The 20,878-nt window shown below is 35.2% G+C and carries 18 protein-coding genes and 2 pseudogenes; 7 read left to right on the top strand and 13 right to left on the bottom strand.

All coding sequences use genetic code 11. The annotated features are described in order from the left end of the window. Positions 1 to 147 precede the first annotated feature (147 nt). Both OOK92_RS08030 and OOK92_RS08025 read right to left on the bottom strand, forming a co-directional pair. A complete protein-coding gene (locus OOK92_RS08030; RefSeq protein WP_264735803.1) occupies positions 148 to 963 on the bottom strand; it encodes an SDR family oxidoreductase in 816 nt (271 codons plus the stop codon). A 5-nt stretch (positions 964 to 968) separates the two neighbouring features. Then, positions 969 to 1,613, bottom strand: coding sequence for an alpha/beta hydrolase (locus OOK92_RS08025; RefSeq protein ID WP_319803925.1), 645 nt, complete (start codon positions 1,611 to 1,613; stop codon positions 969 to 971). Between the two features lie 540 nt (positions 1,614 to 2,153). Here OOK92_RS08025 and OOK92_RS08510 point away from each other — a divergent pair. Continuing rightward, positions 2,154 to 2,390, top strand: a complete 237-nt coding sequence (locus OOK92_RS08510; RefSeq protein WP_353286753.1) for a transposase — start codon at positions 2,154 to 2,156, stop codon at positions 2,388 to 2,390. A gap of 122 nt (positions 2,391 to 2,512) precedes the next feature. Here OOK92_RS08510 and folD read toward each other — a convergent pair whose 3' ends face one another. The 5 genes from folD to OOK92_RS08000 form a co-directional block, all read right to left on the bottom strand. Then, positions 2,513 to 3,391: a bifunctional methylenetetrahydrofolate dehydrogenase/methenyltetrahydrofolate cyclohydrolase FolD gene (folD, locus tag OOK92_RS08020; protein WP_264735801.1), complete on the bottom strand. Its 879-nt coding sequence runs from the start codon at positions 3,389 to 3,391 to the stop codon at positions 2,513 to 2,515. After that, positions 3,375 to 4,040 carry a UbiX family flavin prenyltransferase gene (locus OOK92_RS08015; RefSeq protein WP_264735800.1) on the bottom strand — a complete coding sequence of 222 codons (666 nt, stop codon included), beginning with the start codon at positions 4,038 to 4,040 and terminating at the stop codon, positions 3,375 to 3,377. Before OOK92_RS08015 ends, folD begins: the two co-directional genes overlap by 17 nt. Beyond that, entirely contained in the window at positions 4,033 to 4,299 is a 267-nt protein-coding gene (locus tag OOK92_RS08010; RefSeq protein WP_064125346.1) for a DUF2312 domain-containing protein, read from the bottom strand. Before OOK92_RS08010 ends, OOK92_RS08015 begins: the two co-directional genes overlap by 8 nt. A 13-nt stretch (positions 4,300 to 4,312) precedes the next feature. Next, positions 4,313 to 5,596, bottom strand: coding sequence for an HlyC/CorC family transporter (locus OOK92_RS08005; RefSeq protein ID WP_253309372.1), 1,284 nt, complete (start codon positions 5,594 to 5,596; stop codon positions 4,313 to 4,315). 88 nt (positions 5,597 to 5,684) lie between these two features. Beyond that, positions 5,685 to 6,863: an aspartate aminotransferase family protein gene (locus OOK92_RS08000; RefSeq protein WP_264735799.1), complete on the bottom strand. Its 1,179-nt coding sequence runs from the start codon at positions 6,861 to 6,863 to the stop codon at positions 5,685 to 5,687. A 274-nt stretch (positions 6,864 to 7,137) separates the two neighbouring features. Here OOK92_RS08000 and OOK92_RS07995 point away from each other — a divergent pair, with 274 nt between their 5' ends. Further along, positions 7,138 to 8,310, top strand: a complete 1,173-nt coding sequence (locus tag OOK92_RS07995) for an NADH-quinone oxidoreductase subunit D (RefSeq protein WP_264731771.1) — start codon at positions 7,138 to 7,140, stop codon at positions 8,308 to 8,310. A gap of 18 nt (positions 8,311 to 8,328) precedes the next feature. Here OOK92_RS07995 and recJ read toward each other — a convergent pair whose 3' ends face one another. Then, on the bottom strand, positions 8,329 to 10,068 hold the full coding sequence (gene recJ, locus OOK92_RS07990; RefSeq protein ID WP_264735798.1) for a single-stranded-DNA-specific exonuclease RecJ: 1,740 nt from the start codon (positions 10,066 to 10,068) through the stop codon (positions 8,329 to 8,331). A gap of 126 nt (positions 10,069 to 10,194) precedes the next feature. Between recJ and OOK92_RS07985 the strand changes: the two are divergent. Together OOK92_RS07985 and OOK92_RS07980 are read left to right on the top strand one after the other, a co-directional pair. Further along, positions 10,195 to 11,115, top strand: a pseudogene (locus OOK92_RS07985) (IS481 family transposase); the annotation flags it as partial. A 90-nt stretch (positions 11,116 to 11,205) separates the two neighbouring features. Further along, positions 11,206 to 12,372, top strand: a complete 1,167-nt coding sequence (locus tag OOK92_RS07980; RefSeq protein ID WP_264736415.1) for an aspartate kinase — start codon at positions 11,206 to 11,208, stop codon at positions 12,370 to 12,372. Positions 12,373 to 12,715: 343 nt separating this feature from the next. On the opposite strand, the gene OOK92_RS07975 is transcribed toward OOK92_RS07980, so the two are convergent. Next, positions 12,716 to 12,928 carry a hypothetical protein gene (locus OOK92_RS07975; RefSeq protein WP_264735797.1) on the bottom strand — a complete coding sequence of 71 codons (213 nt, stop codon included), beginning with the start codon at positions 12,926 to 12,928 and terminating at the stop codon, positions 12,716 to 12,718. A 74-nt stretch (positions 12,929 to 13,002) separates the two neighbouring features. Here OOK92_RS07975 and OOK92_RS07970 point away from each other — a divergent pair, with 74 nt between their 5' ends. Next, the gene (locus OOK92_RS07970; protein WP_253309764.1) at positions 13,003 to 13,959 is read left to right on the top strand and encodes an IS5 family transposase; all 957 of its coding nucleotides are present in this window, start codon (positions 13,003 to 13,005) and stop codon (positions 13,957 to 13,959) included. Positions 13,960 to 14,086: 127 nt separating this feature from the next. Here OOK92_RS07970 and OOK92_RS07965 read toward each other — a convergent pair whose 3' ends face one another. The 3 genes from OOK92_RS07965 to yihA all read right to left on the bottom strand — a co-directional run bounded on the left by OOK92_RS07965 (position 14,087) and on the right by yihA (position 18,105). Then, on the bottom strand, positions 14,087 to 15,766 hold the full coding sequence (locus OOK92_RS07965; RefSeq protein ID WP_264735796.1) for a recombinase family protein: 1,680 nt from the start codon (positions 15,764 to 15,766) through the stop codon (positions 14,087 to 14,089). Positions 15,767 to 16,592: 826 nt separating this feature from the next. Continuing rightward, positions 16,593 to 17,504, bottom strand: coding sequence for an acetylglutamate kinase (gene argB / locus OOK92_RS07960; protein ID WP_319803924.1), 912 nt, complete (start codon positions 17,502 to 17,504; stop codon positions 16,593 to 16,595). A gap of 4 nt (positions 17,505 to 17,508) precedes the next feature. Then, the gene (yihA, locus tag OOK92_RS07955) at positions 17,509 to 18,105 is read right to left on the bottom strand and encodes a ribosome biogenesis GTP-binding protein YihA/YsxC (RefSeq protein ID WP_375316731.1); all 597 of its coding nucleotides are present in this window, start codon (positions 18,103 to 18,105) and stop codon (positions 17,509 to 17,511) included. A gap of 103 nt (positions 18,106 to 18,208) precedes the next feature. Between yihA and prfA the strand changes: the two genes are divergently transcribed. After that, positions 18,209 to 19,288 carry a peptide chain release factor 1 gene (gene prfA / locus OOK92_RS07950; protein ID WP_264735794.1) on the top strand — a complete coding sequence of 360 codons (1,080 nt, stop codon included), beginning with the start codon at positions 18,209 to 18,211 and terminating at the stop codon, positions 19,286 to 19,288. Between the two features lie 133 nt (positions 19,289 to 19,421). On the opposite strand, the gene OOK92_RS07945 is transcribed toward prfA, so the two are convergent. Then, positions 19,422 to 20,399 (bottom strand): multidrug effflux MFS transporter, encoded by a 978-nt coding sequence (locus tag OOK92_RS07945; RefSeq protein ID WP_264736414.1) that lies wholly within the window; start codon positions 20,397 to 20,399, stop codon positions 19,422 to 19,424. A gap of 97 nt (positions 20,400 to 20,496) precedes the next feature. Between OOK92_RS07945 and OOK92_RS08570 the strand changes: the two are divergent. Further along, a pseudogene (locus OOK92_RS08570) lies at positions 20,497 to 20,640 on the top strand (N-acetyltransferase); the annotation flags it as partial. Positions 20,641 to 20,878: the final 238 nt, after the last annotated feature.

The following is a 20,878-nucleotide window of genomic DNA, read 5'->3' as shown; positions in this document are numbered from 1 at the left end:
TTTGATGATTATGGAAAGGCTGGATTCCAGTGTCAAGCACTGACCATTTGTTGTAAACTTACTTTTTTCTTGATTTTTTGGTTTATCTCGCCTACCTATTTTGCCACTTTGCTGAACGGATACAACTAAACAATAGGTCTATCTACTTCATTCTAATGTGATTTCAGTTTTTTTTACATGCAAACTCTCTAATCCCACCTTATAGTTAGGATAAATTAGAGAGACATTAAGATCTTTTTTAATTTTAACATTACTTACTTTTTTTGACCCTAAATAAAAACTCTGTGCATAATCTGGTAAGGAAGAAACCTCAATTGGCTCTGGAGGACTAACATTGAGAAGTTTGGCTGCATACATTATCACTTCAGATTGTGTAGTGGGTAAATCATCTGCACAATTGTATACTTCACCAGGTTTTATGTTTTGCATGGAAGAAAATAGAATGTTCGATATATCTTCAACGTGAATACGAGAAAAAAAATGCCCTTCTTTTTTCACATTTTTTGCTTTGCCAAGCTGCAAGTCAATTAACACGTTCCTACCAGGACCGTATATTCCAGCTAAACGAAAAATATGTACAGGCAGTTTGCTATTCAGCCACTTCTTTTCAGATCTAAGGCGCTTTTCTCCTCTGATTTCTATAGGTTTTGTTTCAGATTCCTCATTCACCCAATTACCAGAGTAATCACCATAAACGCTAGTTGCAGACAAATAACTAAACCATTTAACATTTTGCAGGCAATCACCATATCTCTCCATAACATCATCACCATCTGGAGGAATAGAAATTAAAACGTGCGTTGCGCTTTTAAGCAGATCTTGACTAACTTTCTCATAATTAAAGAGGATTACATTTTGTATATTTTTACTTCTTGATGTGCCACTGACTTTCCAACCTAAGTTCAGCAGTTTTTTCGATAAAAATTTAGCCACATATCCATAACCAAAGCAAAACAAGTGCATGAAAATTAATTTTTAAAATTCTTCTTGATAAATTCTACTCCTAATTTTATCCCCTCTTCATTAATAATATGCCCTAATGCATGAATTGGGTGCCCTTCAACATTTATTCCATTTTCTTTCAAAGCTTTAACCGCTAAGTCGAGGGACGAAAAAGGTACCACGTCGTCAGCATCACCATGGATAACACATATGTTAGGTTTTGACTTGATCTCTGGTGCAGTTTTTGAAGGTGAAAGAAACCTACCAGAGTATGCAACAACTGATGCACAGGATTGAGAGCGGGTGAGAGCTGTATGTATTGCAAGCATTGCTCCTTGAGAAAATCCAACCAAAGAAAGTTGCGTATCTTTTAAATTAAGCTCCTTTAATTTTGTATCAATGAAATGATTTACAATTGATGTAGCATTTTTTACTCCATTATATAGCGCTTCCTCACTAGGATCTTCCAAGCTGAACCACTGATAACCATCACCTATTTCTCTTTCAAACGGAGCATTGGGTGCTACAAAATATGACTCGGGTAAAAACTTGCTCATAACTTTAGCAAGGTGAATGAAATTATCGCCACTTGAGCCCCAACCATGTAAAAAAATAATCAAATTTTTCTTATTTCCGCCTGCACAAATTTCTTGGCCTTTAAGTTCAATCATTTCTTTTCCTTTTGCATTTATATTTTTATTTAACACTAATTTTCAAATTTGTAAAAACATACTGTGATTGCTGTTGAATGATGGAGAGACATACTCCATTATTTTATACCTATAGCTAACTGAAAAAAGGTTACCTCAGAAGGGATAAAAAGGTATAAAATGGCTTTGGAATAAGTGCAATTTGGTATAGGTTAAAACAGCTAAAAATAACCTTAAAAAAAGTCACATTCTATCAAGAGCGCAATCAAGAAGATAGGCAGCAATTTATCGATAAAGTCTCAAAAATAGACCACTGTAGCATTTTATATATAGATGAAGCAGGAGTTGATAATAGACTATACCGAGAATATGCATGAGCTCCAAGAGGAGAAAAAATATATGCTGATGTTCCAGGAAAAAAGTGGGAAAGAGTGAGTATAATAGGTGGATGGATTAAAAAGAAGTTTATTGCACCAATGACCTTCACAGGAGGGTGTAATAAAGATGTATTTAATGTATGGTTAGAGCGAACCACAATTGCAGCGTAATACAACCATAGTTATGGATAATGCTACATTCCATAAAACTCCCAAAACAAAGTCATTAATAGAGTCTTTTGGCTGTCATTTGCTTTATCTTCCAACATATTCACCTGATCTAAATCCGATAGAGCATTGTTGGCACATCATCAAAAGTCGCCTCAGACCTCTAATGCATCAATGTACAGACTTACACCTTTTAGTTGGTAATACCATTTTAGACGTTTATCATTCGCTTTTGAAAATACTATACTTGTAGAGAAAAAAGAATAGATGATGATCCTAAATATTTAATAAATTTGACTACTGAGGAATTTCAAAAATCTCAATTTTTTATTAATTGTGAGATGTCTATCTTCATATAGCTTTCCTCTTCATACCTCAACTAATGAAATTAGAAGCATCAACTCCCTTCTGTAAGCAAGCAGCAATGGCAGTGTTCATCATTAGAAATGCAATGGTCATTGGGCCAACGCCCCCGGGTACTGGAGTAATAGCTTTGGCTTTCCCTTTTATTCCCTCGAAGTCAACATCACCTACAAGCTTTCCTACGTTAACGCTATTTATGCCAACATCGATCACTATTGCACCTTTCTTTATCCAGTCTGCTTGAACAAAATTTGGCTTTCCGACTGCTGCAACTACTATATCCGCTTTAGAGCAATATTCAGCTAAATCCTTGCTTTGTGAATGCAAGATGGTAACAGTGCAGTTTTCTTGCAATAGCAGGTGAAACATTGGTTTACCCACGATATTTGACCTACCAATCACCACTGCGTTTTTACCGGAAAGGTTCTCTTCAATTGATTTAATTAAATGCAAAGAACCTTTAGGAGTGCAAGGTATAAGGCAGTTTTTTTCACCTTTAACTAATTTGCCAACGTTTTCATCATGGAAGCCATCTACATCTTTTTCCACACTTACTGAATTAATGACTCTGCTTGCACCAATGTGATTTGGTAAAGGCAACTGCACTAAAATGCCATGCACAGATGGATCTTCATTTAACTCATTGATTTTTTCAATCAATTCATCTTCTGAAATATTATTAGGTAAAACAATGGTCTCAGAACTTATGCCTATTGACTCTGCTTTTTTCTGTTTGTTGCGAACATAAACCTGACTTGCTGGATTGCTGCCCACGAGAATTACTTTCAGGCAAGGAAAAATATTATGCTCTCTCTTTAAAATATCAATTTTTTGTGATAGCCTCTCACATAGGTCGTTTGCTATTTTTTTACCATCAATAATAATTGTCACTTCCTTGCCACTCCTTAAAGTCAGGTAATTTGATATCAAATAAATCCAATACTTTGCCAACAGAATGATTAATAATATCATCCAACGATTTTGGTTTAATATAGAAAGCAGGCACTGGTGGAGCAATTATTGCTCCCATCTCCGTTAATTTTAACATATTTTGTAAATGCCCAAGATGTAGTGGTGACTCTCGCACCATAAGAATTAATTTTCTTCTTTCTTTTAGCGTTACATCTGCAGCCCTTGTCAATAGATTGGAAGTAACACCTGATGCAATTTCAGACATTGTCTTCATAGAGCATGGTGCTACAATCATTCCTGAGGTTTTAAATGAGCCACTTGCTATTTTTTCTCCTATTTTTTCTTCAGAATAGTAAAAATCTGCAAGTGATGTAATATCTTCAAGTTTTTCTTTAATCTCATGAGCTAGAGTTATTTTTCCAGCACGACTTATCACTAAATGAGTTTCATAACCAAATTTGCAGCGCGTGACGCTGGAATCTATATTTCCTTTTCCCTGGATCCCAGTGTCAGCCACTCGGATGACAGGGATAAGAGATCTATTAATATTTCTTAACGCCTCTAAAATACGTACACCGTAAATAGAACCAGATGCTCCACTTATTCCAATTACAATTCTGCTATTCACTTAACTCTTCTTCGTAGCTCATTCCCAATGCACGTTTATAGGTATCAAGCAATATTTCCTGTTCCTCTCTGTCATCATCATCCATCTTCCTCAGCCTAATAATTTGTTTCATCACTTTTATATCCCAACCTTCATCTGCGGCTTTTACATATACATCACGAATGTGATCTTGCACATCCCTCTTTTCTTGTTCAAGTTTTTCGATTCTCTCTATGTAACCCTTCAACTCTTCAGCCGTTATTTTTACTGTATCTTCCATGAAACTCCACTAATTAATTGCTGCTACTAGTATTACCAGTTTTTACTTGCACTTCAACAACAGTAATAATATTTTTATCTTTTTTTAAAATCTTAAAGCGAAAACCATACATGGAAAACTCCTCGCCTTCGTCAGGAATGCGCTCTATTTCATTCACAATCATACCTGCTAGAGTTGTAGCTTCTTCATCAGGGAGATTCCAGTGTAACTGCCTGTTAATGTCCCTAATAGTAGATTTTCCTTCTATGTGATACATATTGTCAGATATTTTCTTTATGAAATTCTCCGTGATCAAATCATGTTCATCCGAAATTTCTCCAACTATTTCTTCCAGTATGTCCTCAAGAGTTACAATTCCCTGCAGTGCTCCATACTCATCAATAACAAATGCAAGGTGTTTCCTGTTCTTACGGAAGTTATGAAGTTGCACGCTGAGCGGTGTACTTTCTGGTATAAACCAAGGCTTTGACATAACTTGGGTAATGTCAACTTCTTCCGCTTTATTATTCTTTTCACGCAAGGCATTTATTAGACCCTTCACGTGAATTACACCGATAATATCATCTGGTTCTTTTTGCCATAAAGGTATCCTACTATGACTGCTAGTTAAAATTTCCCTTATTAACTCTTCTTTACTTCGATTTATATCAAGAGAAAATAAATTTCTTCTATGGGTCATAATTTGTGATATTTCTGTCTCAGCCAAATCAAGTATGCTGCTTAGCATATCTAAATCCTGTTGTAACATAGTTCCTTCACTGCGGTGAAGAGTAATCATATTACGCATTGCATCCGCTGCAGATATTACTTCCTTATCTTTATGCAGCCCACATAATTTCAGGATGAGGTTAACAATAAATTGAATACCTAGCGTCAATGGAGAAAAAATCTTTACAAAAAACAATACAAAATAAGCAGAAAATGATGCAAATTTTTCAGGATTTTGAATAGCATAAGTTTTTGGTAGAACTTCGCAGAATAATAAAATACAAAATGTCATTATAATTGTTGATAGGAGAATGCCCTCATTTCCAAAAAGATTGATAAATATTGCTGTAAATAAAGCAGAGCAAGTAATATTAATAATTGTATTGCCGAGCAATACCGTTCCTATTGTCAATTCTTTCTTATTTAATAAGCGGTCTATTATCCTGGCTCTTTTGTTACCGTCTAGCTTTAGCTTATTAACTCGAGAACGGCTAATTGAGGTTAAGCCTATTTCTGCTCCTGAGAACAAAAACGATAAAATTAACAAAATAAAAATTGCTGATGATACTAAGACCAATAACCAATCCATTAAAGTACGATGTTATTGTGATAAAAAATAAAATTAATTTTACATGTTATGAGAGGTATTTGCAAGCCTGAATTTATATTGCCGAATTTTATATATCTTTAATCTTAAAAAATAAATCATAAAGCATATTACACGCCGCATTCACATGCTCATCCTCAATGATAAGTGGTGGGGTTATCCTTACTACTTTGTTGTTTGAAACCCTAGTTATTATTAAACCTTTATCAAGAGATCGACTAATAACTTTATCAGCTACAGGAGTTGCTAGTTCTATTCCCATTAGTAACCCTTCTCCACGAACTTCTGAAATCATCTCAGGAAATTCTTTAGCTAAAGGCAACAGCTTTTCTTTTAAATATTTACTAATTCTCTTAACATGATCAAAAAAGCCTTCTTTTAGCATTATATCGAGCACTGCATTACCAACAGTCATGGCAAGTGGATTGCCACCATAGGTTGATCCATGAGTTCCTGGAGTGATTGCTTCTGCTATGTAATCTTTTACTAAACATGCAGCTAGAGGAAAACCGTTACCCATAGCTTTTGCACAGGTTAGCATATCAGGTTCAATGCCGACATTTTGATAATAAAATAAAGAACCGATGCGTCCATATCCGCATTGCACTTCATCAAAGCACAAAATTATCCCTTGAGCTTTTGTTATTTTCCTTACTTTTTGAAGATATTCTACGTCTAGTGGATATACTCCGCCTTCGCTTTGTATGGGCTCTAAAAACACAGCAGCTGTTTCATCGCTGATTTTTTTCTCCAAAGCTTTAATGTCATTTCTTGGCACTTTATCAAAACCAGAAAGGAGCGGAGCAAAACCTTCGCGTGATTTTTCATTGCCTCCAGCAGAAATTGCAGCAATACTGCGGCCATGAAACCCTCCTTCAATTGTAACAATACGATTACGTTTTGCTTGCCTTTTTGAATAAAAGTAACGACGAATAAACTTAATTGCAGCTTCTGTTGCTTCAAGCCCACTTGAGCAGAAAAAAACTTTATCTGCAAAAGTAAGGGTTGTTAAACGGTCAGCAAGCCTTTCTTGCTCGGGAATAGTGAAAATGTTAGAGCAGTGCCATAGTGAGCTCAATTGCTCTTTCAGTTTGTCTGTAATGTATGGATGACAATGCCCTAAAGAAGTTGTAGAAATACCTGCAGCAAAATCTAAATATTTTTTACCATCTTTGTCAAAAAGATATGCCCCTTCTCCCCTAACTATAGGAGTGTCAAGTCTATTGTACGCATTAACAACATGATCCATTTTATAAGTATTGTGGTATTATCTGTATTATACCTGAAATGAATCCATTAACACAAAGCTTTTCCTTTAACCTCTTATGCTACCTCAACTAAAAATTTGGCTAATGCAAACCTTTTTTGTCATTCTATAGCTAAAGTGACTTAGTTTTACCAACACTTATTAGCATTGTAAAAGTTTTTGTTTCTATTGAATGACAGTTGTAGCCTATGCAAGAAGTCTATTGACTTTGAGCGCACTTTAGCCTATACAATTTTAATATCTTAAACTACTGGACATGCCCGATCTAAAGACAATGATGTTAAATTTTGGCCCTCAGCACCCAGCTGCACATGGAGTGTTGCGCCTTGTTTTAGAGATGGACGGCGAAGTGGTTGAGAGAGCTGATCCTCATATTGGGCTTTTGCATCGTGGTACTGAAAAATTAATAGAACATAAAACGTATCTTCAAGCTTTGCCTTATTTTGATCGCCTTGACTATGTGTCACCAATGTCACAAGAGCATGCGTATTCACTATGTGTAGAGGAATTGTTGCAATGCGAAATTCCAATTAGGGCAAAGTATTTACGTGTCTTGTTCTGTGAACTGACGAGAATACTAAATCATTTACTGAACGTTTCTTCTCAAGCGCTTGATGTTGGAGCAATGACCCCTCTTTTATGGCTCTTTGAAGAAAGAGAAAAAATACTGGAATTTTACGAAAGAGCTTCAGGCGCAAGGTTTCACGCAGCTTACATCAGACCAGGTGGAGTTGCAGCAGATGTTCCAGAAGGCTTGATTGAGGATATTGCAAAGTTTATAGAGCAATTTCCAAAGTATATAGACGATGTTGATGAACTTTTAACAGAAAATAGGATATGGAAGCAACGCACTGTAGGAATCAGTGAAATATCAATTAAACAGGCACTTGACTGGGGCTTTAGTGGACCAATGCTGCGTGCTGCTGGGCTTGCTTGGGATTTGCGAAAAAGCCAGCCATATGAAATATATGATCAGCTAGATTTTGATATACCTATTGGCCAAAATGGCGATTGTTATGACCGTTATCTAGTTAGAATGGCAGAGATTAGGCAGTCTGTTAGCTTGGTGAAGCAGTGTATAGAGAAAATGCCTGGAGGCCCAATAAAAACTGAAGATAGAAAAATTTCTCCACCGCCAAGAGCAGAGATGAAAAAATCTATGGAAGCTCTGATTCACCATTTTAAACTTTACTCAGAAGGATATCACGTACCAAAAGGTGAAGCTTACACAGCTGTTGAGGCACCAAAAGGTGAGTTTGGAGTGTATATAGTTTCAGATGGTACCAATAGACCTTATAGATGCCGAATAAGAGCACCTGGCTTTGCACATTTACAAGCTTTGGATTTTATGGCAAAAGGACACATGCTTGCCGACGTTGCAGCAATTATTGGCTCACTCGATATAGTTTTTGGTGAGATTGATAGGTAATTATTGTAAAATAGTAACTCAACTAATGGTCAATACATCTTCTATTAAAAATTGTACAAATTCATTGCCATTCCAGTAATTCATAGAGATTTTACCCAAAATGGCTTTAACATTACCCTGCATGATAGCAGAGCCAAGGTGAGTATTTGCAGAGCGAAATGCAATAGCTCTTACCATAACATTATCATCAGCAATAAAACATTTTATATGGTCAACTCCTATAACTTCAGGCTTTCTTATCTTTGCTCCCTGAATGATAAACCTTGGTTCAGGATTCCCAACTCCAAATGGTCCCAAGCGTTGCAGTTGGTTCCACAGAGATAAGTTTATTGCTTTAGCAGTTACTATACTATCAGCTTTTAAAGTTTTCTCATTTATAGAGTTTGAAAATCTTTCAGTAAAAAAATCATGCAAATCATTTATTTTGTCTTCTTTAATTGAAAATCCTGCCGCCATACTATGGCCACCACCTTCAATAATTAAATTTGTAAACTTTGCGGAAAGGACTGCAGCACCGATATCAACTCCCAAAATTGATCTACAGCTTGCTTTTCCTATTCCATTGTTTAAAGACATCACTATTGTTGGTAAGTGAAACTGCTCCTTTAGCCTCGATGCAATTATACCGATTATTCCCTGGTGCCAGTTGCCGCTTACCATTATAAAATTTACACCTAATTGGGCAAATTTTTCCGCTTGTGCTGTAGCTTCCAAGAGAGCCTCATTTTCTAACACTTTCCTTGCATTATTCAAATCTATTAATTTTAGCGCGATTGAATGTGCCTCTTCATCATCATCGGTGGAAAGCAACCTTGCACCGAGCGATGCTTCTCCAATTCTTCCTCCAGCATTTATGCATGGCCCAATACTAAACCCTAATCGTGAAACACTTGGTTTTTCAAGGATCCCCAAAGCATCAAATAAAACACGCAAGCCAACGTTTTTTCTTGCTGACATAACTTTTAATCCTTGTGAGACAAATGCTCTATTGAGGCCTGTAATCTGCATAACATCGCAAACAGTTCCAAGGGCAACTAAATCCAGCAGATCAAATAAATCTGGTTCTTTTTTGTTGGTAAAAAATCCTTGCTCACGTAGGCTTTTATTAAGAGCAATAATCAGCAGAAATGACACTCCAACTGCTGCAAGGTTAGTATAAGGAGAGCTTTCATCAAGGCGGTTTGGGTTAACAACTGCTACGGCGCTTGGTAACTTTTCCGTACCAAGATGATGATCGACAACTATAATATCAAGACCAAAGACCTTTGCATCTTCTATTGGTTGATATGCAAGCGTACCGCAATCAACGGAAATACATAAATCGATCCCGTTTTTTTTAAGTTGTAATAAAGCATCTGTGTTTAATCCATAGCCCTCATCAACACGATCTGGAATGTAGATTATAGAGTGTATATCGATTGCTCTCAGGTACCTGTTAATCAATGCTGACGACGTTGCACCATCAACATCATAGTCACCAAATATTGCAATGTTTTCATTATTTTTTATTGCCCGTATTATACGAGAAACAGCTTTATCCATATCAAGAAGGTGAAAGGGATCTGGTAATAGCAATCTGATTAGTGGATATAAGAAGTCGCTTGCATTTTCTATGTTAACACCACGAGTAACCAATATTCTTGCTAGTACTTCTGGCAACTCAAATCTCTGTATAAGAGTTAAGATTTCCCTTTGATCTGCTTCTTGCAACTTCCACAATGCATTTGTTATGCTGCGCTTTTCAATTTCAAGTAGCATATTCTTTGTAAATAAAACTACTTTACCAGAACTTTTAAACTTGTTCTATAATTGTATTAGATGTACAGTTCCAGAGTGTGATGGTATGATAAAATGTGAGAAAAAAATATCATCAAGGGAGGAATTATGGGACAAGTATTACATGGGTGCGCCAGAACAACAGAGACAATTCGTAGAGCAATACAAAATAGTAAAGAGAGCATAGCAAAACTCTCCAAACCTTAAACCAAAAACTATTATTAAGTGGAGAAAACGCTCATTTACCAAAGATGCTGGTATGGGTCCAAAGCATCCAAGATCAACTGTTTTAACTTTAGAAGAGGAGTGTTGCATTTCGTAAGCATACTCTATTGCCATTAGATGACTGTCTCTACGCTTTGCAAACCTCAATCCCACATTTGAGTCGCTCCAGCTTACATCGTTGTTTACAAAGGCACAACATTAGCAGACTACCAGATGTCGATGGTGAAGTTAAACCAAGAAAGAAATTCAAACAATATCCTATAGGCTATTTCCATATTGATATCGCGGAAGTTAGAACAGAAGAAGGAAAGCTGTATTTGTTTGTTGCAATAGATCAAATTCACCTACGTTGAGTTGCACAAAAGTGCTACAAAACCCATAGCTGCTGAGTTTTTAGGTAATCTGATTAGAATTTTACCGTATAAAATCCACACTATTTTGACAGATAATGGCATACAATTTACAAATCAGAAGCGCCATAAATACGCCTTCCAACACATATTTGATAGAGTTTGTGAAGAAAATAACATTGAACATCGTCTGACAAAAGTTAGCCATTCTTGGACAAATGGACAAGTTGAACGTATGAATAAAACTTTAAAGAATGCTACAGTTAAGAAATATTACTATCGTTCGCATCAGCAACTTAAGGAGCATCTTTATGACTTTGTTATGGCCTACAATTATGCAAAGAGACTCAAAGCTCTTAGGGGTCTTACGCCTTTTGAATTTATATGTTCTCAGTTAACAAAGTCTCCTGAATTATTTATAATAGATCCACACCATCACACTCTGGAACCATACATCTTATACTCTACCTTAATTCTAGTTTCCGGACAACCTCTATCTCTACAAAAACTATATTTTTCTTCAGAAGAGAGTTATATTGTAACTATGGACAAAATAATCATAAAAAAATTTGGTGGGACTTCGCTAACTGATTTAAACCGAGTTGCAAATTTGATAAAAAACGATATTGAGAAAGGTTGTAATGTAATCGTTGTTGTATCTGCTGTTGCAGGATTTACTGACCAAATGGCTTTTCAGGCTAGGCAAATCTCAAATTTAAGTTGCAGACAAGAGTTATCAGAGTATGACGTTATGCTTTCAGCAGGAGAACAAATTTCTTGCGGTCTATTAGCTATCACTCTCCAATCGATCGGAGTTAATGCTAAATCGTGGCTTGCCTGGCAGTTACCGATTGTAACTGATGATTTTTATTCTGAGTCTAAAATAAAAACAATAAAGATTGACCGTGTGAAAAGATCTTTTGCTGAGGGTTATACTGCTGCGATCATCGCTGGTTTTCAGGGTATAAATGATGATAGAATCACTACTTTTGGAAGAGGAGGCTCTGATATATCAGCAGTTGCCTTCACGGTAGCCTTTGGTGTTAGAACTTGCGAAATTTTTACTGATATTGATGGAATATATACAGCAGACCCGAGAATTGTTCCAAAGGCACGCAAGCTCAAATTTATCTCTTACGATGAAATGTTGGAAATGTCGTCATCTGGTGCTAAAATACTGCATAATCGTTCAGTACAACTTGCAATGAAGCATAACATTAAAGTGCAAGTGCTATCCACTTTTAAAGAAGTAGAAGGCACCACAGTACTACACAAAAGGGATGTACTAGAGAGATACTTAATTACTGGAATAGCTTATAGCACTAATGAAGCTCTTGTAACTTTCACTAACCTTGCAAATAACTTGCGTACTTTAAGAGGTATAGTAGGGGCAAACGTTAAAATTGATATGATACATGGGTCAAGTTTTGTTATCTCCAAATTTGATATTGATTTAATGGAAAAGTTACTGAATAAGAATGAAAATTATGCTATAAACGATAATGTAGCTAAAATTTCAATAATTGGTATTGGTGTTATGTCTAACACTGAAGTGATACACCGCACACTCAAGGTTTTAAGCGAAAAAAAGATAGAAATACTTGCTATCACAACATCCGAAATCAAAATCAGTATAATTGTTCAAAAAGAATACGTTGTAGCTTTGGTCAAAGATTTACATACTGAGTATGAGCTTGATATGCAACACTAGGATAGGCTCGACGTCCACAACTGTACGAACATTGCAATTTGGGCCTACCAGGAGGGTGTCATTCTCCTGTCATCCAAGTAGCTGACACTAGTTCCTTTATGACGGTGTCATCCCAGTGGGCTTTGTTGCATCGCTAGCTATGATGGATTAAAGATAAAAAAGATGGAGAATATCAGTAGCTTATTATTCTGGTATTTATAACAAGAACGGTCAGTGAATACCTAAATTTGAGTAAAAGAAATTTCACTACCACTCACTAATCCGGCTAAAATTCAAGAATTTCAATGCTTTAGCTATTTTCAATAGAATTAAGTTTATTAATATAAATAATAAATTACTATTCTTAAATTTGATCAGATTGATTGCAAAAAAACAAGATTTTCAATAGGTTGCTTATAATCCTAGCTATAGTTAGCCTTTCATAAGTAGCGATGCAACAAAGCCCACTGGGATCCAGAAAAGTTTGCTTGTAAGCAAGCAAACTAGCATAGAAAGTGGTTACAACATTTTCGATGAGATTATATGGAAAACTGGATGCCAGTGGGCTTTGTTGCATCGCTCAAGTGAAAAGAACTGGCAGTTACTGACAAAATTCATTATAAATAGCCATTTAACCGTTGAAGAAAAAATATGCCACAAAAAATGAGAGTCAGTAACTGCCATGAATATAACAAATTTCTCCAAGAAAGAGGAAGCATTTTTTGTTATATCAATGACGCCATAGAAAATTGGTACGAGAATTGTCCAAAAATGCAGGGCGGCAACTATATTTATAGTGATAAAGTTGTGATTTTGGTGCATATAATCGTCAGTTTCTTTAGAATTGGTTTAAGACAAACAGTCGGGTTTATAAAAGGGTATTTGCAACAAATAGGAAGAGATTTGGCAGTTATCAGCTATTCACAAGCATCAAGAAGGTTTAAGAAACTTAATATTAAGATAAATGATTGCAGAATTGATAAAAATAATATGGAAGATATCGAAATTGCTATGGACAGTACAGGAATTAGTATATACAACAACACTCCTGGTCACAGCAAGGAAAATAGCACTGACAGAAAATATCGTGGCTATGAGCAAACGAGAAAATTGCACGTAATGTTGAATATAAACAACAAAAAAGCCATAGCTGTAAAATACAGTAACGGTGTCTACTCTGATCACTATGGAGCTTGTGATTTGCTAAAAGAAGTTGATTTTCAGCATGCCATAAAAGCACTATATGCAGATAGAGCATGTGATAGGCACAAGTTTTATAAGTTGTGTAACGAATATGATATAAAGACAAAAATTCCACCAATAAACAATGCGGCAGAACATCCAGAAATAGATTATATGTCTGACAGGAATGCTGCTATTAGGTTAATAAAATTATACGGTGAAGATGGCATGAAAGAATGGAAAAAAGAAGTAAATTATGGGAAAAGATCTTATATTGAAGGGTTTTTCTCAAGATTAAAGCAAATATTCGGATTTAGTTTTAGGAATAAATCTGAGATAAATCGAGAAAAAGAACTGCTAATCAAATGCTATTTGCTTAATAAATTCACTGATATTGGTATGGCTAAATTTGAGATAGTTACATGAATTTACCATAAATCACCATCTCATAAAGTGTGATGCAACAAAGCCATCCCAGTGTCTGGGCACTGGGATGACAGCAGTCCTACGTCATACCACGATTCATTCGCGGTATCTCTTAACATAGATCCCGCTAACAAGCAGCGGGATTACCCCGCCAACAATGTTGCAAATTTTTCTTTTCTTCTCGATTATTTCCAGGAGAGTTTGGTAGCTCTTTTACACGAAATACCACATTTACGTCCTCAAGGTTAATTTCAATTCTCTTGACTAACGTTCTAATAATATCACGTTTAGTTAGCCAGTCTGCGTTATCAAGGTTTGATGTAATATTGGAAGAAAAGTCTTCTAAATTGGTTACAACCAAAGTTAATTCCTGTTTTAATTTCTTTTGATCGAATATCCTTTTCTTCTCCTCTTCAATTGTTTTTAAACTTTGTTTCATTGCTTTAATTCGTGGTTCAAATTCTTCTTGATTAATATATTCTTGAGCATAACTATCAATAAGTCTAGCAATACCACGTTTTAATTTATTTTCTTGTTTCTCTAGTAAATCGCTTTTTTGATCCCATGATGATTTTTTAAGCTCTGAAAGTCTACGCCTGTATTCTTCTAAAACCCTATTTGGATTTTTCAATAAATGCTTAACCTCTTCCCAAACGGCTGTTTCTAATGCATCTGTACGAATGTGTTTATTATCACAAATTTTATTACCACCAAAACGGTAAGAATCTCTACCAATACAACGATAATAAGCATAATGATCAATTTTTTCTCCTCGCTTATTTCTTACAGGACTTCCGTAATATGCATAACGACAACGCTTACATACGATTAAACCTTGTAGTAAATATTTTGCTCCTCTTTCTCTTGTCCTTGCTATTTTTCTATTCTCAGCTAATTGTTCTTGAACTATATCAAATACATCTTCGTCCACTATATTTGGCACTTTAACATAAATCCAATTTGCTTTTTCAACAGAATAGGTAGAGTAATTATCTTTCGGTTGTTCACAAGAATGTTTCTGTGGTCTGATATGTTGTAACTTTATACCTACTTTTGTTTTACCAAAAGCCGCTTGTCCTTTGTAAGCAGGATTTTTTAACATACCCCAAATCACACTTCTATCCCAGTACTTTTTTCCTGTTCGTGTTATAATAGACATAGTGTTTAGCCGACGACACACTTCCCCAATACTTGTCCTTTCTCTTCCTATCCACAAAAATACTTTCCTAACAACATTAGCTTCTTCTTCGTTTATTTCAAATAAAGCTTGTCCTCCTCCCATATATTTATCTATATAACGATAACCATAAGGAGCTCCTCCCATTACGCTTACACAACCTTTATTAGCTGCATAAATCTTTCCGCGACGACTTCGTTCCATAATTTTCGCTCGTTCATATTCTGCTATCATACCTTGCATTTGTAACAGCAATTGAGATTCTGGATTATCGTTAATCTCATAATTTAAGAAAACCGTTTCTGCTCCTGCTTTCTCAAATTCTTCAAGTAATACCATTTGATATGCATATTTTCTAGATAAGCGATCAGGTGAATGAATGTAAATTCTATCAATTTTACCTTCTGTTACTTTATCACGTAACTTTTCTAGATCAGGACGGACTAGATTAGATCCACTGTAGCCATTATCAATAAATTTATACTCACTTAATAATTTGTATCCATCCGTACTAATTTGCTTCTCTAAAGCTGCAACTTGACTTGCTATTGTATTTTCTTGTGCTTGTTTCCCCGAAGAAACTCTTGCATATAAACTCACTGTTACCATTTGATCCTCCTTGAATCCCATTTTTATGTTTTAAATTTTTTTGGCTTACTTGCTTTGACACGGCTTTTTCATAAGCATCTAACAAATACTTTTCTGCCAACCGGTTAGTTTCATAGCTACAGCTAATCCGTATAGCTAATCTCTTATTTCCCATGAACTTTCCTTGAAATAATATGTTCATATCATTCATTGAAACTGATGGTTAATTGATTGTTGGCACTATAAATAAATGGCACTCTTGTTTTTGGACATAGAAGTTTTCGAGAAATGCTTTTCTCTAATTTTACGTTTTTTGCAACATTGTTGGCGGGGTAATGACACCTCTCTTGGGCTCTTTTAGCTACAAACGTTAAGAAATTTACCAAACGAAAAAAAAGGCAAAAGAAGCCCTAGTCATTGTCTATTTTCAGTATTGGCGTTTTTTAAGTCTTAAACACTGCAATTTAGCTGCTTTTAAATGCAACTCACCTTAGTTTAAATGTTTAAGAAATTTACTAAGCAGAAAAAAAGGCAAAAGAAACCCCGTGTTAGCTAGTTGTCACTCTCTAATCCTGCAAATTGGCGTACTATACTGTCTTAAACGACTTATAAGCGCGTTTCAGCTTATATAGGTAAAAACCCAGAAATGTTGTGAAGACATAAGGTGCACATAGTGCAAAAAATTAAAAATAAGACGCCAACTACGTTGTTTTCTTGCTGTTTAATCTGCACAGATGAAGATAACTGAATACCTTCACTATCATGATAAGGGGGCTGGCGGAGTTTGTCAAGTAAGTTTTTTCGTTTCTATTCCCAAGAAAAGTTCGTCATATGGTTATGCAAGAAGTCTATTCGTGTAGTTGTCTAGTTATAAATCACTCACAATTGATATGCTTGAATTATTCTCAGTAAATAAATCAAGCATAATGTTAGGTATTCTACCATCAACTATGTGAACAACTCCAGCACATTCCTCTACCATTTTAGTATATGCCATAAGCCTTCCAATAAATTTTTCTCCTTGAATTTTGCCACAATCAATCGATGCATTTAAATTTTTAACAGATATCTTCCTGCCACCAATTTTATCTATTTCTTCACCTGTATCGCTAAAGGTTATCATTTTAGATGCAGAAACTGCAATTGCAATTGTGCTTGCAGTGCTATCGGCATCAATATGATATGTTTCCCCATTTTTTCCATGACCAATTGGTGCAATAACTGGTATAAAATCTGATTCTTCAATAAAAAATAATATATCAGGATTGATTTCAGTGGGCCTACCGATGAATCCCATGTCTAGTATTTTTTCGATGTTATTTGATCTGTCTTCCTTAAGCGTAGCGCTTATCTTTTCAGCTTTTATTAAGTTGCCGTCTTTTCCACATAATCCAATAGCTGAACCACCAGCAGAATTTATATGCTGAACAATTTTTTTATTAACTGAACCACACAGTGCCATTTCAATGATTTTTATAGTGTCTTTGTCTGTAAGTCTGATACCATTCACAAACTTACTGTCCATACCCAGCATTTTTAACACTGAGTTAATTTCATATTCTCCGTCATGAACTATCACCGGATTTATACCAAGCTGCTTTAATAAGACAACATTATGCACAAAAGTATAGAATAGTGTTTCATCTGAGATCGTTACGCTGCCACATTTAATGACAAAAGTTTCACCCACAAAGCTAGGTATGCTAGACAGCACTTCAAGTAATATTTCTGCTTTTTGTTCAAATGATACTTCACCCTTTAAAAATTCACTACTTTTCATTTTTTTATCTTGTAAACTTGAAAAACTCATCTCTTACCTTGATTATTTTATGCTTAACACGGATGCTTATTTGATGAATTGACACATTCTCATTATTAATCCATTTTTGAGTATCTTCTAGAATGGCATCTAGGCTTTTTTGACTCACTTTATCTATTTTTGTTAGCACAACGTTAAAGTTAATATTATTATATATTAACCAATAAATGAAGTCTTTGTCTATTTCTTTTAATCCTACCTTGCTATCTATCAACACAAACACTCTTCTTAGATTTTTTCTTTGAATTAGATAATACTCAATTAAGTTTAAATATTGTATAATTTCCTCCTTACCTGCATGAGAATAACCATACCCTGGTAGGTCAACAAGTCTGAATTTATCATTGTACATAGAATAAAAATTTATTTGTCTAGTGCATCCAGGTTTAGAGGAAACTCTGGCAGCTTTTTTGCTGTTTATCAGTAAGTTGATCAGACTGGATTTTCCTACATTTGATCTACCAGCAAACGCAATCTCTGGAGCCGACTCATCTGGTAATGATTTCATGTCCGAAGCTCCAAATATGAAATTGCAGCTTGATGTTATCTGTCTTGCCATTATATTCAACTAGAAGGTAGTAGATATATTATAGTGTTATTGCTTGATATAAGAAATTTTTTATTTCAGTATATATTACTTAGTTAAAATACTAGATCTGTGCTATATGAATATAGAGAATAATTTACAAGACTTAAAGAAAAAATTTAGTGATATAGAAAGGAACTTGGAAAACCTTACCAATTTAAGTCAAAAAGAATTCATTACCCTTTCAAAGGAATACTCTGAGCTCAGGCCAATAATCAAGATAATTGATGAATATAACACGCTGAAAGAGGAAATTTCAGATTTAGAAGAAATAATGAAAGATGAAAACAGCGAAGGTGATATAAAAGAGTTAGCAAAAGAAGAATTTTTCGAAAAGCACAAGGTATTATTACCAAAAGTAAAAGCAAAACTAAAGTTAGCATTATTGCCTAAAGATGAAGATGACTCAAGAAATGCAATATTAGAAATTAGAGCAGGCACAGGAGGAGAAGAAGCAGCATTATTTGCAGCAATGTTATTTCGTATGTATCAAAAATATGCAGAAAGAAGAAATTGGAAGTTCGAGCCAATAAGCATTTCTAATACAGGTATAGGTGGCTATAAGGAAGCTTCTGCACTCATTAATGGAACAGAAGTTTTTGCAAGGTTGAAATTTGAATCAGGAGCACACAGAGTACAGAGAGTGCCAGAAACTGAATCCTCAGGAAGGTTACATACCTCTGCCGCTACTGTTGCGATATTACCTGAAGTAGAAGAAGTTGACTTTAAAATAGAAGAAAAAGACTTACGAATAGATGTTTATAGATCCAGTGGTCCTGGAGGGCAATCAGTGAATACAACTGACAGCGCAGTAAGGGTCACCCACTTGCCAACAGGGATAATTGTAATACAGCAAGATGAAAAATCGCAGCACAAAAATAAAGCTAAAGCGCTTAAAGTATTGAGGGCAAGGCTATACGAAATTGAAAGACAAAAAAAAGAAATGGAAAGGTCAACAATGAGAAAAAGTCAGATTGGCTCTGGTGATCGTTCCGAGCGCATAAGAACATATAATTTTCCACAATCAAGAATAACAGACCACAGAATTAATCTAACTTCACATCGGCTAGAGCAGATTATAAAAGAAGGTGAACTAGATGAATTTATTGAGGCATTAATTTCACGTAATGAAGCAGAAAGATTGGCCGGGGAAAGTTAATCGCTCACGTCTGTAAAAAGATCATTAATTATACCGGATCTTTTAAAAACAATAAACAGGCAGTAAAAACAAGTTCTAGTACTATCGCGGATAGAACAAGAACAGCTACACTAATTGCTTGACCGTTGTAAACTTAGCTTGTTAAGCCGATAAAAATAGCCATGATAAAAGCTCTAATGAACGAGACTGCAGAAGAAGCTGTGCCTTTAATTTCAGGGAAAACATTTATTGATGCATTAAAAATCACTGGCTGGCAAATTGCACAACCGATAGAAAAAATAATCATAGACAGTGTTACTAAGTAGAAAGAGTGGGGTACAATTATACTGAATATTACAAGCAATAGAGACCCAATAGCACCCACGCTCGTACCAGAAATTACACACCATATTGCTCCAAGTTTCTGTAAGATTTTGCCAGCAAATAGACTAATGAGTGAGAAGCACCCAACTATTGCACCTTGATGTAGTGCATAAATAGTGCTAGATAAACCAAAAGTCTTCATATACAGAAAAGGTCCACAAGTGATGAATGACATATAAGCGGCAGAAAAGAGGCTTGACATTAAAGACAACGTAACAAACCTCGGACTAGATAGTAGTTTTCTGTAATCTTTCATTATTTTTTTCAAACTGAAAGCATCGCGATCCTTTTTTGTTTCTGGTAACAGAAAAAGCAGCAAAACCCAAGAGATCAAACAAAGTATTGCAACAGTTGCATAATTACCACGCCATCCTACAATTTCATTAATGAAACTGCCTAACACTGGCGCAATTGCCATGACAACTGTAAGAACAGAATTCATGATTCCAATAAATTTCACCGCTTCGTCGCCTTTGTAGCTGTCTGCAACGATTGCAAACACAACTACAGATGTGCTAACACCAATGCCCTGAACAAAGCGAGAAATTAAAAGCCAAAAAATCGACGGTGCAAAAACACAACCAACAGCGCCGATTAATAACAAAGTGTTACCTATGATCATAATCCTTCTTCTGCCATAGCATTCAGACAATGGACCAAAAAACAACCCTCCTATGCAAAAGCCTAGGAAATTATAAGCAATAGTTAATTGAATTGTGCCTTCTGATACGTTAAAATAGTGCACCATATCAGGAAAACTAGGTACGGAAATGTCAATTTCAATGAACTTAGCAATTAGAGACAGGATTAATAGAAAGGGTAGTAACATTTGAAATTTTTAATTAATGAATAAAAATATCACATTTAAAGCGTTGAAAGAAGAACATTTTTTACTGTTATTAAAATGGTTAGAAACACCTCATGTGAAGCTATGGTGGGTAAATTGGACACTAGGGTTAATTAAAGAAAAATATGACAACTATGTTAAAGCCCTTACTCTCTGTCCTAACTTTACTTATTTCCTCTTACTTTTTCAACAGTCCGTCTAAATTACCACAAGCAGTTTAATTTTTTATCATTATTCAAAAATATGCAAGGAGCTTTATAGAAACTTAACATAATTTTATCATAAAAATGTCATTCTTAAGTCTTATGTAAAAACAAATTTTGACACTAAGTGAATCTTTTTTAATTAACTATGAGCTGGATAAATTGGAAAATAAATTT

The organism is Wolbachia endosymbiont (group A) of Rhinocyllus conicus (assembly GCF_947250775.1).
GTDB lineage: Bacteria > Pseudomonadota > Alphaproteobacteria > Rickettsiales > Anaplasmataceae > Wolbachia.
The sequence above is the reverse complement of the archived record's forward strand: the minus strand, read 5'-3'. Positions and strand labels throughout refer to the sequence as shown.

Coding starts and splice junctions, on each gene's coding strand:
- OOK92_RS08030 (WP_264735803.1), bottom strand. CDS start 963: ATGCACTTGTTTTGCTTTGGTTATGGATATGTGGCTAAATTTTTATCG.
- OOK92_RS08025 (WP_319803925.1), bottom strand. CDS start 1,613: ATGATTGAACTTAAAGGCCAAGAAATTTGTGCAGGCGGAAATAAGAAA.
- OOK92_RS08510 (WP_353286753.1), top strand. CDS start 2,154: ATGGATAATGCTACATTCCATAAAACTCCCAAAACAAAGTCATTAATA.
- OOK92_RS08010 (WP_064125346.1), bottom strand. CDS start 4,299: ATGGAAGATACAGTAAAAATAACGGCTGAAGAGTTGAAGGGTTACATA.
- OOK92_RS08005 (WP_253309372.1), bottom strand. CDS start 5,596: ATGGATTGGTTATTGGTCTTAGTATCATCAGCAATTTTTATTTTGTTA.
- OOK92_RS08000 (WP_264735799.1), bottom strand. CDS start 6,863: ATGGATCATGTTGTTAATGCGTACAATAGACTTGACACTCCTATAGTT.
- OOK92_RS07995 (WP_264731771.1), top strand. CDS start 7,138: ATGCCCGATCTAAAGACAATGATGTTAAATTTTGGCCCTCAGCACCCA.
- recJ (WP_264735798.1), bottom strand. CDS start 10,068: ATGCTACTTGAAATTGAAAAGCGCAGCATAACAAATGCATTGTGGAAG.
- OOK92_RS07980 (WP_264736415.1), top strand. CDS start 11,206: ATGGACAAAATAATCATAAAAAAATTTGGTGGGACTTCGCTAACTGAT.
- OOK92_RS07975 (WP_264735797.1), bottom strand. CDS start 12,928: ATGCAACAAAGCCCACTGGCATCCAGTTTTCCATATAATCTCATCGAA.
- OOK92_RS07970 (WP_253309764.1), top strand. CDS start 13,003: ATGCCACAAAAAATGAGAGTCAGTAACTGCCATGAATATAACAAATTT.
- OOK92_RS07965 (WP_264735796.1), bottom strand. CDS start 15,766: ATGGGATTCAAGGAGGATCAAATGGTAACAGTGAGTTTATATGCAAGA.
- argB (WP_319803924.1), bottom strand. CDS start 17,504: ATGAAAAGTAGTGAATTTTTAAAGGGTGAAGTATCATTTGAACAAAAA.
- prfA (WP_264735794.1), top strand. CDS start 18,209: ATGAATATAGAGAATAATTTACAAGACTTAAAGAAAAAATTTAGTGAT.
- OOK92_RS07945 (WP_264736414.1), bottom strand. CDS start 20,399: ATGGTGCACTATTTTAACGTATCAGAAGGCACAATTCAATTAACTATT.